Origin of the sequence: Frigoribacterium sp. CFBP 8766 (assembly GCF_014841435.1) — a bacterium.
Lineage (GTDB): Bacteria > Actinomycetota > Actinomycetes > Actinomycetales > Microbacteriaceae > Frigoribacterium.
Genome location: NZ_JACYTX010000001.1, coordinates 491,432 through 506,314 on the forward strand (window position 1 = coordinate 491,432; position 14,883 = coordinate 506,314).

The window sequence follows — 14,883 nt, forward strand, 5'->3', positions numbered from 1 at the left end:
TATCTGTGCGCCCCCAGACTACGCACCCCCGCACGGCCGGCGCTGGCCCGCGACCGGGGCGCGGCCCTGGTGCGACGGGCGCCCCTGGCCTACACTCGACGGGACCCGTGGAGCGAGGAGGACCGTGATCGACAGCCCCGGCCCCTTCGTGACGGCCCCGTGAGCGCTCCCGACCGCGCCCCGGTCGAGCCTGGTGCTCCGCTGACCCGGCGTGAAGCGCTGGCACGGGAGCGCGCCGCGCTCGCCGGATCGTCGGCTGTTGCCGCTCCGTCCGATGCTGCCCCGTCGGCTCCGGTCACCGCTACATCTACTCCCGTCCCGTCTCCGGCCGTCGCGTCTCCTGCAGCTGCGTCCACCGTTGCGCCGGCAGCTGCGCCGGCCTCGGTCTCGCGTCGTGCCGTCGTGCCCGTTCGCCCTCGCCGGGTGCCTGCCTCGACCTCGCCGGCCCGCGCCTCCTCGTCGTCCCGGACGCCGCCGGCACCGCCCGTCGCCCGCGCGACCATGTCGAAGGCCGCCCGTCGGCTGCGGGCCGCCGCGGTGCCCGCCGTCGCGTTCCTCGCGAGCGGGCTGTTCTTCTCGTCCAACGTCACGCCGGCGACCGCGAGCGACCTCGGCGGATCGGTCGTGCAGACCTCGGCCGCGGCCCCCGTCCCCGGCCAGACGCTCGCCGCCTCGCTCGTGGTGCTCACCGTCTCGGAGCGCGACGCGTTCGTCGTCAAGGACGCCCCGCCTCCGCCGCCCCCGCCCCCGGTCGTCGCGCCGACGCCCGAGAAGGGCACCTCGAACGCGAAGTCGACCCGCACCGGCGGAGTCGCGGCCGGCGGCGGCACGATCGTCAACTCGGGCACCGGCGACATCCGGTGGCCCTTCCCCGGCACCGTCGTCCTCAGCTCGGGCTTCGGGCCCCGTGCCGCGCCCTGCGCCGCCTGCTCGAGCATGCACATGGGCCTCGACATGACCCCGGGAGGCGGCACTCCCATCGGCGCCGTCGCCGCGGGCACGGTCCGCACGTCGGGCCTGCACGCGCAGTTCGGCCAGTACGCGGTCATCGACCACGTGATCGACGGCCAGAAGGTCAGCACCCTGTACGCGCACATGATCGTCGGGTCGAGCCCGCTGGTCGTGGGCCAGCAGGTCGCCGTGGGCGAGCTCGTCGGGCTCGTCGGCCGTAGCGGCGTGGCCACGGGCGAGCACCTGCACTTCGAGGTGCTGATCGGCGGCTCGACCCAGGTCGACCCGCGCGCCTGGCTCGACGCCAACGCCGGCCGCACGCTCTAGCCGCCGCCCGTCTCGTCGCCGCCGCTCTAGCTGCCGACGCGGCTCAGCGACCGTCCGTCAGCTCCCGGCCCGCGGCCCACACACGGGACACGTGCCAGTCGTCGGTCCACGAGACGGCGTCGGCGACGTATCCGGGCGCCAGCAGGCCGATCCGGTCGCCCTCGCCGAGCGCCTTCGCGGGGACCGTCGTCAGCGCCTCGACGGCGCACACGGGCGACTGCTCGGCGCGCGTCAGGGCCAGGCGGAGGGCCGCGTCCTGCGTCAGGGTCGAGCCGGCGATCGTGTCGGTGCCGGCGAGCACCGCGACGCCGTCGCTCACGGTGACGGCGAGCTCGCCGAGCAGGTAGTCGCCGTCGGCCGAGCCCGCGGCGGACATCGCGTCGGTGATCAGGGCGACGCGGCCGGGGGCGGAGGCGAACACCATGCGGACGACCTCCGGGTGCACGTGGACGCCGTCGAGGATCAGCTCGATCGTGACGCGGTCGTCGCTGACGGCCGCGACGACGGGGCCGGGCTCGCGGTGGCCGATGCCCGCGATCGCGTTGAACGCGTGGGTCATCATGGTCGCGCCACGGTCGAACGCGGCCACCGCGAGGTCGTGGTCGGCGTCGGTGTGCCCGACGGCGACGACGGCGCCGGCGGCGACGATGCGCTCGACGGCGTCGAGCCCGCCCGGCAGCTCGGGGGCGAGCGTGACCTGCCGCACCACGCCGGGCACGGCCCCGAGCAGGGCGTCGACGTTCTCGGGTGAGGGCACGGCGAGGTGCTGCTCGGCGTGCGCGCCCTTGCGGTGCGGCGCGAGGAACGGACCCTCGAGGTGCGCGCCGAGCACGAGCGGGTCGCGACGTCGGAGCTCGGCGATCGTCTCGAGCGAGCCCCGGAGGCGGTCGATCGGGTTCGCGACCAGGCTCACCAGCGAGCGGGTCGTCCCGTGCGCGCGGTGCAGGGCCAGGCCGCGCTCGATCTCGTCGGCGCCTCCGTCGTGGCTGGCGCCGCCTCCTCCGTGGGTGTGCAGGTCGACGAGGCCCGGGGTGAGGCGGGCGCCGTCGAGGTCGACCACGACGTCGGCGACCGGCAGCGCGCCTCCTAGTCCGTCTCGGCCGTCGCGGTGCCGCCCCGGGGCCTCGAGCGGGAAGGCCTGCTCGGCCGTGCTGCCGGTCGCGACGATGAGGTCGCCGTCGACGAGCATCCAGAAGCCCGGGGTCTCACCCGTGGCCTCGACCGCGTGGGCGTTCGTGAAGAGGGTGGTGCTCATGCGCGGTCCTCCCGGCGGGCGGCGACGACGCCGGTGACGGCGGCGACGAGGGCGAAGACGACCGCGACGACCGGGTGACCGAGCTGGGCCCAGGCGATCGCGGCCGCGCCCATCACGGCGATCTCGACGAGGCTGCGGCCGACCCGGTCGGTGGGCACCACGGCACGGGGCGAGCGGAACAGGGCCCAGACGACGACGGCGAAGCCCGGGGCGCCGAGCATGAAGGCGAGGGCGGGCCACGGCCACGCCCAGGCCAGGTAGCCCCACAGCGCGAGCGAGAACAGGGCGAAGAGCTCGACGGCGAAGCGGAGCAGGTCGAAGGGGGCGGGGCGGCGAGCCGCGGGCGGACGGTGGTCGGCTGTCGCGGCGTCGGTCGGGGTCACGGTGCCAGCGTACGACCGCGCGTCCGGTGCACGGCGCGGCGGGTCAGCGGAAGACGATGGTGCGGGCGCCGTCGAGCAGCACCCGGTTCTCGGCGAACCAGCGGACGGCCTGGGTGAGCGTGCGGCTCTCCTCGTCCTGGCCGATCGCCATCAGCTCGGGCGCGCTGCGGGTGTGGTCGACCCGCACGACGTTCTGCTCGATGATCGGCCCCTCGTCGAGGTCGCTCGTCACGAAGTGCGCCGTCGCGCCGATCAGCTTCACGCCGCGCGCGTGCGCCTGCCGGTACGGGTTCGCGCCCTTGAAGCCGGGCAGGAACGAGTGGTGGATGTTGATCGCGCGCCCCTCGAGCGCCGTGCAGAGCTCGGGGCTGAGGATCTGCATGTAGCGCGCGAGCACCACCAGCTCGATGTCGTAGCGGTCGACGACCTGCAGCACGCGGGCCTCGAAGGCAGCTTTGCTCTCGGCGTCCGACACGGCGTGGTGCTCGAAGCGGGTGCCGTAGAACTCCGCGAGCTCGCCGAGGTCGGGGTGGTTGGCGAGCACGAGGGGGATCTCGACCGGCAGCTGGCCGGCGCGCTGACGGAACAGCAGGTCGTTGAGGCAGTGCGCCGCCTTGCTCGCGAGCACGAGCGTGCGGGTCGGCCGACCGACGACGTCGAGCTCGTGCTGCATGCCGTAGCGCTCGACGACGGGGGCGAGCCGCGCCTCGAACGCCGCGCGCTCGCCGGGCGCCTCGACCTGCAGCCGCATGAAGAAGGTGCCGGTGTCGTGGCTCGAGAACTGGGCGGACTCGGTGATGTTGCCGCCCGCCTCCACCACCGCTCCGCTGATCGCGTGGACGATGCCGGGGGCGTCGTCGCAGACGAGCGTGAGGGTCCAGTGGGTCGTCGGCGCGGCCGGGGCGGCAGCCGAGGAGGCGGTGGTCGGGTCGGTCACCAGCCCAGGGTAGTGCGCGGCGTGCGCCGGTCTCGCGACGCCGTGCGCCGACGGCCCGACCGCGAGTGCCGGCTACGCGGCGGCGGAGACGAGCAGCACCAGCAGCGCCACGAGCGGGAACAGCCCCTGGGTCGCGGCGGCGCGCGCCTTGCGGGGATCGGTCACGAGGAGGACGAGGGCGGCGGCGAGCATCGAGCCCGTGCCGGCCACGATCAGGGCGTTGCCCGACGGCGACGCCTCGAACGCGCTGGAGGCGCTGGCCGGGTCGGCGGCCGCGACCAGCACGACGCCGACCGCCGTCACGATCGCGAGGAACAGGTTGTAGAAGCCCTGGTTCAGCGCGAGCGGCTTCGTGTGCTCGGCCTGGGCGTCGCTCGTGATGCCGAAGGTGGCGCGGACGCGCGGGGTCGTCCAGAGCACGGACTCCATCACGAAGATGTACACGTGCAGCAGGGCCGCGAGGGCGGCGGCGACGAGGGCGACGATCATGTGCCGACTCTAGGCCCGGGGGTGCGCTGCCCGCGAGGCGGGTCCATGAGGGAGGCGGCTGGCCGGGAGGCGAGTCGGCGACCGCGACGCGACGGGCGCAGTTGACACCCGACGCGCTCGCGGCTACCGTCATGGAATCGGTTCCATGGAATCGATTCCACGAACTAAGACCACCCGCGCAGGGCGACCTGCCGCACCACCCGAGCTCACGACGGAGTAGCTGATGACCGCTGTCACGATCAAGGACGTCGCCCAGCGCGCCGGGGTGTCCCCGGCGACGGTGTCGCGCGTCCTGTCGGGCAACCCGGCCACCTCGGCCGAGTCGCGGCAGCAGGTCGAGCAGGCGGTCCGCGAGCTCGACTTCCGCCCCAACGCCCAGGCCAGGGCGCTGCGGTCCACGCGGTCGGACACTGTCGGCCTGCTCGTCTCCGACGTCCGCAACCCGTTCTTCGCCGACCTCGCCCACACCATCGAGCAGGGCCTGCTCGAGCTCGGCTACGTGACCCTGCTCGGCAACGCGAACGAGAACCGCGAGCAGCAGGACCGCTACCTCGACACGCTCATCTCGCGCCGCGTCGACGGCGTCATCGTAGCCCCGCAGGGCGGCGACTCCGCCAGCATCGACGCGCTGCTGACGCGCGACGTGCCCACCGTCTTCGTCGACCGCACCATCCCGGGCGTCGACGTGCCGAGCGTCACCACCGACAGCGGCCCCGGCATCCGGGCGGCCGTGCGGCACCTCGCCGAGCTCGGGCACGTGCGCGTCGGCTACATCGCCGGCCCGCAGAGCGTCTCGACCGGCCGCGAGCGGCTCGAGTCGTGGACGAGCGCGGTCGCCGAGAGCGGCCTCAGCGACGACCCGGCCCTCGTGCACCTCGGCGACTTCCAGAGCGCCAGCGGCTCGGAGGGCGTGCACGCGCTCTTCAGCCTCGACGAGCCGCCGACCGCGATCCTCGCGGCCGACAGCCTCATGGCCGTCGGCGCGATCGCGATGCTCCACCGCCTCGACCTCCGCATCGGCGAGGACGTCGCCGTCGTCGCCTTCGACGACGTCGAGTGGTTCTCGCTGCTGGACCCCGCCCTCACCGTCATCGCGCACAGCGTCGACGAGATGGGGCGACGCGCCGTCGAGCTGCTGCAGGAGGTCATCGCGGGACGGCGTCCCGACTCGGTGACGCTGCCGAGCGAGCTCGTCGTCCGCGCCTCCTCGTCCTCTCCCGTCCCCACCCCGTCCCGACCCCTCGGCAGGAACTGACCATGACCACCTCGATCAGCGACGATCGTCCCCTCCTCACCCTCGACCGCGTGAGCAAGTCGTTCGGGCCCGTGCGGGTCATCGACGACGTCACGGTGCACGTGCGCGCCGGCCAGGTGCAGGTGCTGCTCGGCGAGAACGGCGCGGGCAAGTCGACCCTCATCAAGATGATGTCAGGCGTCTACCAGCCCGACGGCGGCCGCGTCCTCGTCGACGGCGAGCCCGTCTCGCTGCCCGGCACCCTCGCCGCCGAGAAGCTCGGCATCGCCACCATCCACCAGGAGCTCAACCTCGTGCCGTCGCTCAGCGTCGCCGAGAACGTGATGATGGGCCGGTTCCCGACCCGGTTCGGCATGGTCGACCGGCGGGAGCTGAAGCGTCGGGCCCGTGCCGCGCTCGAGCTGATCGGGCTCGACGTCGACGTCGACACGAAGGTCGCCGAGCTCGGCATCGCGCGTCAGCAGCTGGTCGAGATCGCGAAGGCGCTGAGCATCGACGCGCGCATCCTCATCCTCGACGAGCCGACGGCGGCGCTCACCAGGCACGAGACGGAGCAGCTCTTCGCCGTCGTCGCGCAGCTGCGGGCCCGCGGGGTCGGCATGCTCTTCATCAGCCACCACCTCGACGAGATCGCCGAGATCGGCGACACGGTCGCGGTGCTCCGCGACGGACGCTTCGTCGCCGAGGTGCCCGCGTCGACGCCCGAGGCGGAGCTCGTGCGCCTCATGGTCGGCCGCGACATCGACGAGCAGTACCCGCGCGGCACCGGCGCCGAGAACGGCGCGGGCGACGTGCTCGTCGTCTCGGGCCTCACCGGCGAGCGGTTCCGCGACGTGTCGTTCACGGTGCGGGCGGGGGAGGTGCTGGGCATCGCCGGCCTCGTCGGTGCCGGCCGCACCGAGGTCGTCCGCGCGATCGCCGGGGTCGACCGCTACTCGGCGGGCACTGTCAGCGTGCGGGGGACGGTGCTGAAGAAGGGCGACGTCGCCGGCGCGATCGCCGCGGGGATCGGCCACGTCCCCGAGGACAGGAAGGGCCAGGGCCTCGTGCTCGGCGCCTCCGTCAACGACAACCTCGGGTACGCGACGCTCGCCTCCAGCGCCCGGGGCGGCCTCGTGGACTTCACCGGCCAGCGCGAGCGTGCCGAGGCGGTCGCCTCCCGCCTGCGCATCCGCATGCGCGACATCGACCAGCCGATCGGCGCGCTCTCGGGCGGCAACCAGCAGAAGGCCGTCTTCGGCCGCTGGATCATCGCCGGCTCCACGGTGCTGCTGCTCGACGAGCCCACACGCGGCGTCGACGTCGGCGCCAAGGTCGAGATCTACGAGCTGATCAACACCATCACGGCCGCCGGCGGAGCCGTCGTCATGGTCAGCAGCGAGCTGCCCGAGGTGATGGGCATGAGCGACCGGATCATCGTCATGCGCGACGGCGTCGTGGCCGGCGAGCTCGCCGCGGCCGACGCCACCCAGGACGCGCTGATGACGCTCGCCGCCCGCGACGTCCCGGACTCCGACGCGGCCTGACGCGACCGCGCGCTGCAGACCGGACGGCCGCCTCCCGCGCTTCCGCCTCACGCGCTGCCTCCCCCCACCACGACCCGACGAACCCCACCAGACCAGGAAGACACCCATGACCACCACCACCGTGAAGGCGCAGCGACGCTCCTTCGACATCAAGGCGTTCCTCGCCGCCAACGGCGCCCTCGTCGGGCTCGTCGTGCTCTGCCTCGCGCTCTTCATCGCGACGCCCGACTTCCTGACCGGCCGCAACCTCCTCAACATCGGCATCCAGGTCTCGACCGTCGCGGTGCTCGCCTTCGGCATGACCTTCGTCATCGTCGCGGGCGGCATCGACCTCTCGGTCGGCTCGGTCGCCGCGCTCTCGGCGATGGTCTCGAGCTGGACCTTCGCCACGGCGGGCCTGCCCGGCGGGCTCGCGCTCGTCGTGGGCCTCGCGACCGGCCTCGTCGCCGGCCTCGTCAACGGGTTCGCCAGCGCCTACGGCAAGCTGCCGTCGTTCATCGCGACCCTCGCGATGCTCAGCGTCGCCCGCGGCCTCACGCTCGTCGTCAGCGACGGCCGCCCGATCTCGACGCCCGCCGCGGTGTCGTTCCTCGGCGGGAACGTCGGACCCGTGCCGGTGCCGGTCATCGTGCTGGTCGTCGCCGCCGCGATCGCGTCGTTCATCCTCAACCGCACCGTGATCGGCCGCACCATGTACGCGGTGGGCGGCAACGCGGAGGCGGCCCGCCTGTCGGGCCTGCCCGTCAAACGGATCGTCGTCACGGTCTTCGGCCTCGCGGGCCTGTTCGCCGCGCTGGCCGGCCTGCTGCTCGCCGGGCGCCTCGACTCCGCCCAGCCCCAGGCCGCGGCGGGCTACGAGCTCGACGCGATCGCCGCCGTCGTCATCGGCGGGGCCAGCCTCGCCGGCGGGGTCGGCCGCATCTCGGGCACCGTCATCGGCGCCCTCGTGCTCGTCGTCATCCGCAACGGGCTGAACCTGCTCAACGTCACGTCGTTCTGGCAGCAGGTCGTCATCGGCCTCGTCATCGCGCTCGCCGTGGGCGTCGACGTGCTGCGCCGCAAGACGCGCAGCGCGTGACCCGCGGCGCGTCGTCGCGACCCGACCCGCGCCTCCTCGTCTCTTCCTCTCCTCTTCCCCTGAACCCCACCCGCACCACCAGAACCCCACCGAAGGACACACGATGAAGTCTTCCTCGTTCCGCAAGGCCGCCACCGTCGCCGCCGTCGTCGCAGTGGTCGTGACCGGCACCGCCGGCTGCAACCGCACCCCCGCAGGAGAGGCCGACCGCCCCACGGTCGTCCTGTCGCTGTCGACCCTCAACAACCCGTTCTTCGTCGAGCTCCGCGACGGCGCCCAGGCCGAGGCCGACGAGAAGGGCGTCGACCTGCAGGTCGTCGACGCGCAGAACGACTCGGCGACGCAGAGCAACCAGCTCGCGACCGCCGCGTCGAACGCCGACGCCGTCATCCTCAACGCCGTCGACAGCGACGCCGCCGGCCCCGCCGCCTCGCAGCTCAACGACGCCGGCGTGCCGATCGTCGCCGTCGACCGCGCGGTCAACGGCGCCGACGTCGCGTCGTTCGTCGCGAGCGACAACGTCGCCGGCGGCGAGCAGGCCGCGAAGGCGCTGGCCGAGGCCATCGGCGAGCAGGGCGAGGTCATCGTGCTGCAGGGCGTCGCGGGCACCTCGGCCAGCCGCGACCGCGGCGAGGGCTTCACGAAGGGCATCGCCGAGTTCCCCGGCATCACCGTCGTCGCTCAGCAGACCGCCAACTTCGACCGCGCCACCGCGCTCGACGTCACGACGAACCTGCTCCAGGCGCACCCCGACGCGGTCGGCGTCTTCGCCGAGAACGACGAGATGGGCCTCGGTGCGATCCAGGCGCTCGGCTCGCGCGCCGGCACCGACGTGAAGGTCGCCGCGTTCGACGGCACCGAGGACGGCCTCAAGGCCATCGAGGCCGGCACGCTCTCGAGCACCATCGCTCAGCAGCCGGGCGAGCTCGGCGCCCTGGCCGTCGACCAGGCCGTCAAGGCGATCGACGGCGGCGAGGGCGACGACGGCCCCTCCGACCAGGCCGTCGAGGTCATCACGGTCACGAAGGAGAACGTGGGTGACTTCTCCTGATGCACGGCTCCGCTGAGGTGGTCGGGGCCGGCGTGGTCGTCGTCGGGTCGATCAACGTCGACCAGGTCGTGACGGTCGACCGCCTCCCCCTCCCCGGCGAGACGCTGATCGGCACGTCGATGACGTTGCTGCCCGGCGGCAAGGGCGCGAACCAGGCCGTCGCCGCGGCCCGGCGCGGCGCGGCCACGACGATGATCGGCGCGGTCGGCGACGACGTGCACGCCTCGGCGGCGCTGCCGCTGCTCGTCGAGAGCGGCGTGGACGTCGAGCGGGTCGCCACGGCGGAGGGCCCCACCGGGCTCGCCGTGGTGAGCGTCGGCTCCGACTCCGAGAACACGATCGTCGTCGTGCCCGGGGCCAACGCCTCGGTCGACGAGGAGGCGGTCGCCCGGCACGCCGAGGTCGTCTCCCGCGCCGCCGTGGTCGTGCTGCAGGGCGAGATCCCCGTGTCGGGGATCGAGCGCGCGGCACGGCTCGCGACGGGACGCCTGGTGCTCAACCTGGCGCCCGTCGTCGCGGTCTCGGCCGAGGTCGTCCGGCTCGCGGACCCCCTCGTGCTGAACGAGCACGAGGGTCGCCTGCTGCTCGAGCTCGTGGCGCCGGAGGCTGCCGAGCGCCTCGCGGGACGGGACGCGTCGAAGGACGCGACCGGCGCCTCCTCGGCTGCTGCCCCTTCGGACCCGTCGTCGTCGGACGCGTCTGATGTCTCGTCGGATGACGACGCGGCCGTCGTCGCCGAGCTGCGCGGCCTGGGCGTCGCCTCCGTCGTGCTCACGCGCGGTGCGGCCGGCGCCCTGGTCTCGGACGCCTCCGGCTCGTGGTCGGTGCCGTCCCCGCGCGTGCGGGCCGTCGACTCGTCCGGAGCCGGCGACGCGTTCGTCGGCGCCCTGAGCGCCGCGCTCGCGGGTGGCTCCTCGCTGCTCGAGGCCGCGCAGGAGGCGGTGCGCGTCGGTGCCTACTCGGTCACGACCGCGGGCACCCAGCCCTCGTACCCGGGCGTCGACGACGAGCTGCCGTCGACGGACGAGCAGGTCACGGCGCTCGACAGCGCTGCAGCTGACGACCCGACGGCCGAGAGCCCTCCGACCGAGGTGCGGGCGTGAAGCGCGGCGGGATCCTCAACGCCCAGCTGAACGCGGCGATCAGCGGCCTCGGCCACGGCGACCTCGTCGTCGTCGCGGACTGCGGCCTGCCCCTGCCCGTCGGCGTGCCCGTGGTCGACCTCGCGGTCGTGCACGGCCTGCCGTCGTTCGCCGGGGTGCTCGACGCCCTGCTGGCCGATGCCGTCTTCGAGGCGTGCACGGCGGCGGACGAGAGCGTCGGCACCGCGGCGGGCGAGCAGATCGCCGCACGGTTCGAGGGCGTCGCACATGTCTCGCACGACGAGCTGAAGGCGCTGAGCGGGCGGGCGCGGCTGCTCGTCCGCACGGGCGAGGCGACGCCGTACGCCAACGTGGTGCTGCGCTGCGGGGTCCCGTTCTGAGCTGAGCTGAGCTGGGCTGAGGTCCGCGCCCGCGTCGGCCCGGCCGACGCGCCCGCCCGCCCGCGCCTCAGGCGCCGGCGGGCGGCGCACCGTCGACGGCGGCCGGGCCCTCGCGTCGGGCCTTCCAGCGCCCCGACGCGACGTACTTGACCATGACGTTGACGGTCGCGGCGGTGGGCACGGCGAAGAGCGCTCCGGGGATGCCGGCGACGAGCGAGCCCGCCGCCACCGCGAAGACCACGGCGAGGGGGTGCACCTTCACCGCGCCTCCCATGACGAGGGGCTGCAGCACGTGCGCCTCGAGCAGGTGCACGAGCAGCACGCCGCCGAGCATCACCAGCGCCTGGACCGGCCCGGCGACGACGAGCGCGAGCACGACGGCGAGCGCACCCGTCACGATCGCTCCGAGCACGGGGATGAACGACGCGAGGAACACGAGGATCGCGATCGGCACCGCCAGCGGCAGCCCGAGGAAGAACGCGAACAGGCCGATCCCGATGCCGTTCGCCGCGGCGACCACGACCTGCACCTTCACGAACGAGGTGAGCGTCTGCCAGCCGGCCTGGCCGGCGCCGTCGACGGCCGGCCGTGCCGCCCGCGGGAACAGCCGGACGACCCAGTGCCACACGCCCCGACCGTCGATCAGCAGGAAGATCGTCGCGAAGAGCGTCAGCAGCCCGCCCGCGACGAGGTGCCCGGCCGCCGAGCCGATCGCCGCGACGCCGCTGAGGATCTGCTGGCTCGCGTCCTGCAGCGCCTGCCCTGCCTGGCCGACGTACTGGTCGAACTCGCCGTCGGTCAGCTTCAGCGGAGACGTCCGCAGGAACTGCCGCAGGCTGTCGTACGCCGCCATGCCCTTGTCGCTCAGGTCGCCCGCACCCGCACGCACCTGGGTCACGACGAGCACGAGCAGGCCGCCGACCACGACGACGAGCGCGAGCAGCGCCACCACGATCGCGAGCCAGTGCGGCACCCGCCGCCGCGTGAGCAGGCGCACGACGGGCTGCAGCAGCGCGCAGATCAGGATCGCGATCAGCAGCGGCACCACGATCTCCTCGAGGCGGGACACCAGCCAGCCCAGCACCGCGAGGCACGCCGCGACGACCAGCATGCGCCAGCCCCAGGCGCCGGCCACGAGCATGCCCGGCGGGACCGCGCCGGGTGCGAGGGCGCGGCCGGGGGAGCCGGCCCGCACCTCCTCGGCCTCGCCCGCGACGGGGACACGAGGAGGCGCTCCGGGCTCGCCGGGAGCGGCCCCGGTCGTCGAGGTGGTCGGGTCGGTCGTCGCGCTGCGGCGGCGCCAGGGGAGGTCCATGGTCGGAGTCTCCGGTCAGGTGGCTATCAGTGGGCTGTGACTCCGCCGATCCGGGCGTGGGCGTGCGCTGGACGGCCATCCGTCGGCGCGTGCGCCGGTGCGCACGACTGCTCCTGCGTCGTCTCGGCGGCCGGCACGGGGTGCTCGCGAGGCCTGCCGTAGCATCGACGGGTCCCCGGCCGCCGCCGAGGACCAGCCGACAGGCCGACCGACGAGGAGGCGCGACGTGACGGACAGGGTCACCATCGTCGAGGTCGCCGCCCGTGCCGGCGTCGCCATCAGCTCGGTGTCCAGCGCGCTCAACGACCGGCCCGGCGTCTCGGAGCAGACGCGCGCGCGGATCAAGCAGGCCGCCTCCGACCTCGGCTTCGTGCCCAGCGTCCGTGGCCGCTCGCTCAGCGCCAAGCGGGCCTTCACCGTCGGGCTCGTCGTGCACCGCGACCCGTTCGTGCTCGAGTCGGACCCCTTCTTCGGCAGTTTCATCGGCGGCCTCGAGTCGGTGCTCGACCCGCGCGGCTACGCGTTGATCCTGCAGATGGGCTCGGCCGCCGACGAGACCCTCGACCGCTACCGGCGCCTCGCGGCCGGTCGACGGGTCGACGGGGTGTTCCTCAACGAGCTCGTCGTCGACGACCCGCGCGTCGCCCTCGTGCAGCAGCTCGGCCTGCCGGCGGTCGGCGTGAACCCGGCCCCGGGGTTCCCGCTGCCCGCGGTGCACCAGGACGTCTCGGCGGGGGTCCACGAGCTCGTCGCCCACCTCGTGTCGCTCGGGCACCGACGGTTCGCCCACGTCGCCGGGCCGTCGCGGTTCGTCCACGCGGTGCACCGGGTCGAGGCGTGGCGCGAGGCGCTCGTCGCCGCAGGGTGCGACCCCGGCGTGCTCGTCGAGGCGGACTTCACGTACGAGGGGGGACGTCGCGCTGCGGCCGAGCTGCTCGGCGACGCTGCTCGCGACGGGGGTGCCGGCGACGGCGCTGTCGGCCGCGGCGATCGTCCCACCGCCGTGTTCTGCGCCAACGACCTCGCCGCGATCGGCTTCATGGCGGAGGCGGACGCGCGCGGCGTGCGCGTGCCCGACGACGTCAGCGTGGCCGGGTTCGACGGCATCGAGCTGGGCACCTACGTGCGCCCGGCGCTGACCACGCTGACGACGGCGCCGCGGCTGCTCGGGGCGGAGGCCGCCCGGCTCCTGCTCGCCGCCGTCGAGGCGCCCGACGCGGCCGAGGCGTCGGAGGTCGGCGTCGCGCCCGGCGTCGCGGCGGACTCGGGTGTGCGTGCGGCTGTCGGCCCGGTGCCCGCGTCGGCGCACGCGGACATCGAGCCGGCGCGCCTGCTGGTCCGCGCCTCCACCGGTCCCGCTCCGCGCTGACGCCGCGGCGAGTCTGCCTGCTCGTCGAACCGCGTTCCGAACCATGAACCGCGACAGAACGCGGTTCATGGTTCGGAGCGCGGTTCATGGCGAGCAATGCGAGGGGGAGAGGCGGGGTTCCGCTTCGGAGGTGGGCGTGCTAGCTTCACCTCTACCGAAACGTTTCGGTAGATCGAGACAGCCACCCGACGACGAAGTTGGTGCCCATGGACCCCGCGACGACCACCGCCGCCCGCGACCTCGCCCGAGCCGCCGCCGTGCCAGCAGGCAGCGTCGACCACGACGCGACCGGGGCGACCGGGGCGACCGCCCTCGCGGCGCACCGCGTCCCGCTGACGCGCGACCGCCTCCGGCAGGTGCTCGACGGCGCGCTCGCGCACCGGAACGCGCTGACCAGCGCCCTCGCCCAGCTCACCTTCTCGGGCGCGGCGGCGTACGGCGCCGACCGTCCCGACTGGGCCGTCGGCCCCTTCGCCGCCGACCCCGCGCTGACCTTCACGCTCGACCACCAGTGGGACGACCCCGACGGCATCGGCTGGACCAGCTCGTCGCTCTACAACCCGACGATGATCGAGCACGAGGGCGTGCTGCACCTCTTCTACCGCGCCTCGCCCGTCAAGGAGAGCCTCGGCAGCCGCATCGGCCACGCCACCCGCGACCTGACCGGCACCGGCTCCGGCAACGGCACCGACACCGCCGCCTGGGTCGACGACCCGGCGAACCCGGTCGTCCGCCCGACCCGCGACCTCGAGCTGCTGGGCACCGAGGACCCGAAGGTCTACCGCGCCGAGGATCGCTTCTGGCTCTTCTACAACGGCATCTGGCCGATCACCGAGGAGGCGCGGGCCGCGTTCCCGAGCAGCGGCTACCCCGTCGAGGCGGTCGGCTGCGACATGATGCTCGCGGTCAGCGACGACCTCGTCACCTGGGAGCGCCTCGGCCCGATCGCCGACCCCGAGCAGACGCGGCTCTGGGCGAAGGGCGCGGTGATCCCGCGCGACGAGCACGGCGACGCCGTCCGCGTCGGGGGCGAGTACCTGATGTTCGTCAGCGAGGGCTTCGACGGCGTGCTGCACGTCGGCCGGTCGGACGACATGCGCACGTGGGCCTTCGAGCCGACCCCGTACCTCGACCTGTCGAGCGTCGGCGGGCACCTGCACGAGGTCGCCGCGGCGATCGTCACCGGCGACGGGCGGCTCGTGCTCGACGTGTTCCACGACGACGCCGAGGGTCGCTTCGCCGCGAGCCAGGCGCTCTACGACGTCGAGCACCCGTTCGACCAGCTCGCGCTGACGCCCGGCGGCTCGCTCTGCTGGGGCGGCCTCGGCCGGGTCGACGGCCGCTGGACCTTCGCGCAGGGCTGGGACGCGCCTCCTGGTCGCCGCGACCTCTACGTCTACCGCGAGGCGTCGACGTCCGACGCCCCCACCACCTGACCCGCACGACACCCCCACCCGCACGACA

14 protein-coding genes are annotated in these 14,883 nt (G+C 74.0%); 9 read left to right on the plus strand and 5 right to left on the minus strand.

Going from position 1 to position 14,883, the window contains the following annotated elements:
• The first annotated feature begins 423 nt into the window (after positions 1-423).
• The gene (locus tag IFT90_RS17485) at positions 424-1,278 is read left to right on the plus strand and encodes a M23 family metallopeptidase (RefSeq protein ID WP_192040800.1); all 855 of its coding nucleotides are present in this window, start codon (positions 424-426) and stop codon (positions 1,276-1,278) included.
• 43 nt (positions 1,279-1,321) lie between these two features.
• On the opposite strand, the gene IFT90_RS02340 is transcribed toward IFT90_RS17485, so the two are convergent.
• The 4 genes from IFT90_RS02340 to IFT90_RS02355 form a co-directional block, all read right to left on the minus strand.
• Positions 1,322-2,533, minus strand: coding sequence for an N-acetylglucosamine-6-phosphate deacetylase (locus tag IFT90_RS02340; protein ID WP_244644730.1), 1,212 nt, complete (start codon positions 2,531-2,533; stop codon positions 1,322-1,324).
• Positions 2,530-2,916 (minus strand): DUF2568 domain-containing protein, encoded by a 387-nt coding sequence (locus IFT90_RS02345; RefSeq protein ID WP_192040801.1) that lies wholly within the window; start codon positions 2,914-2,916, stop codon positions 2,530-2,532. Before IFT90_RS02345 ends, IFT90_RS02340 begins: the two co-directional genes overlap by 4 nt.
• A 43-nt stretch (positions 2,917-2,959) precedes the next feature.
• Positions 2,960-3,853: a formyltetrahydrofolate deformylase gene (gene purU / locus IFT90_RS02350; RefSeq protein ID WP_192040802.1), complete on the minus strand. Its 894-nt coding sequence runs from the start codon at positions 3,851-3,853 to the stop codon at positions 2,960-2,962.
• 72 nt (positions 3,854-3,925) lie between these two features.
• A complete protein-coding gene (locus IFT90_RS02355; protein WP_192040803.1) occupies positions 3,926-4,342 on the minus strand; it encodes a DUF1304 domain-containing protein in 417 nt (138 codons plus the stop codon).
• A gap of 223 nt (positions 4,343-4,565) precedes the next feature.
• On the opposite strand from IFT90_RS02355, the gene IFT90_RS02360 reads away from it, so the two are divergent.
• The 6 genes from IFT90_RS02360 (at position 4,566) to rbsD (ending at position 10,735) form a co-directional block, all read left to right on the plus strand.
• A complete protein-coding gene (locus IFT90_RS02360; protein ID WP_192040804.1) occupies positions 4,566-5,597 on the plus strand; it encodes a LacI family DNA-binding transcriptional regulator in 1,032 nt (343 codons plus the stop codon).
• 2 nt (positions 5,598-5,599) lie between these two features.
• Entirely contained in the window at positions 5,600-7,123 is a 1,524-nt protein-coding gene (locus IFT90_RS02365) for a sugar ABC transporter ATP-binding protein (RefSeq protein ID WP_192040805.1), read from the plus strand.
• Between the two features lie 106 nt (positions 7,124-7,229).
• Positions 7,230-8,201, plus strand: coding sequence for an ABC transporter permease (locus tag IFT90_RS02370; protein WP_146903122.1), 972 nt, complete (start codon positions 7,230-7,232; stop codon positions 8,199-8,201).
• A 103-nt stretch (positions 8,202-8,304) separates the two neighbouring features.
• Positions 8,305-9,252, plus strand: coding sequence for a substrate-binding domain-containing protein (locus IFT90_RS02375; RefSeq protein WP_192040806.1), 948 nt, complete (start codon positions 8,305-8,307; stop codon positions 9,250-9,252).
• Positions 9,252-10,355, plus strand: coding sequence for a ribokinase (locus tag IFT90_RS02380; RefSeq protein WP_192040807.1), 1,104 nt, complete (start codon positions 9,252-9,254; stop codon positions 10,353-10,355). The genes IFT90_RS02375 and IFT90_RS02380 overlap by 1 nt, the downstream gene beginning before the upstream one ends.
• Positions 10,352-10,735, plus strand: a complete 384-nt coding sequence (gene rbsD / locus IFT90_RS02385; RefSeq protein ID WP_192040808.1) for a D-ribose pyranase — start codon at positions 10,352-10,354, stop codon at positions 10,733-10,735. The genes IFT90_RS02380 and rbsD overlap by 4 nt, the downstream gene beginning before the upstream one ends.
• A gap of 67 nt (positions 10,736-10,802) precedes the next feature.
• Here the strand turns inward: rbsD and IFT90_RS02390 are convergent, their stop codons facing one another.
• On the minus strand, positions 10,803-12,050 hold the full coding sequence (locus IFT90_RS02390; RefSeq protein ID WP_244644731.1) for an AI-2E family transporter: 1,248 nt from the start codon (positions 12,048-12,050) through the stop codon (positions 10,803-10,805).
• Positions 12,051-12,276: 226 nt separating this feature from the next.
• Between IFT90_RS02390 and IFT90_RS02395 the strand changes: the two genes are divergently transcribed.
• Together IFT90_RS02395 and IFT90_RS02400 are read left to right on the plus strand one after the other, a co-directional pair.
• Entirely contained in the window at positions 12,277-13,419 is a 1,143-nt protein-coding gene (locus IFT90_RS02395; protein ID WP_192040809.1) for a substrate-binding domain-containing protein, read from the plus strand.
• Positions 13,420-13,625: 206 nt separating this feature from the next.
• Positions 13,626-14,855: a hypothetical protein gene (locus IFT90_RS02400; protein WP_192040810.1), complete on the plus strand. Its 1,230-nt coding sequence runs from the start codon at positions 13,626-13,628 to the stop codon at positions 14,853-14,855.
• The last annotated feature ends 28 nt before the right edge of the window (positions 14,856-14,883 follow it).

Coding starts and splice junctions, on each gene's coding strand:
- IFT90_RS02340 (WP_244644730.1), bottom strand. CDS start 2,533: ATGAGCACCACCCTCTTCACGAACGCCCACGCGGTCGAGGCCACGGGT.
- IFT90_RS02355 (WP_192040803.1), bottom strand. CDS start 4,342: ATGATCGTCGCCCTCGTCGCCGCCGCCCTCGCGGCCCTGCTGCACGTG.
- IFT90_RS02360 (WP_192040804.1), top strand. CDS start 4,566: ATGACCGCTGTCACGATCAAGGACGTCGCCCAGCGCGCCGGGGTGTCC.
- IFT90_RS02365 (WP_192040805.1), top strand. CDS start 5,600: ATGACCACCTCGATCAGCGACGATCGTCCCCTCCTCACCCTCGACCGC.
- IFT90_RS02370 (WP_146903122.1), top strand. CDS start 7,230: ATGACCACCACCACCGTGAAGGCGCAGCGACGCTCCTTCGACATCAAG.
- IFT90_RS02375 (WP_192040806.1), top strand. CDS start 8,305: ATGAAGTCTTCCTCGTTCCGCAAGGCCGCCACCGTCGCCGCCGTCGTC.
- IFT90_RS02380 (WP_192040807.1), top strand. CDS start 9,252: ATGCACGGCTCCGCTGAGGTGGTCGGGGCCGGCGTGGTCGTCGTCGGG.
- IFT90_RS02390 (WP_244644731.1), bottom strand. CDS start 12,050: ATGGACCTCCCCTGGCGCCGCCGCAGCGCGACGACCGACCCGACCACC.
- IFT90_RS02400 (WP_192040810.1), top strand. CDS start 13,626: ATGGACCCCGCGACGACCACCGCCGCCCGCGACCTCGCCCGAGCCGCC.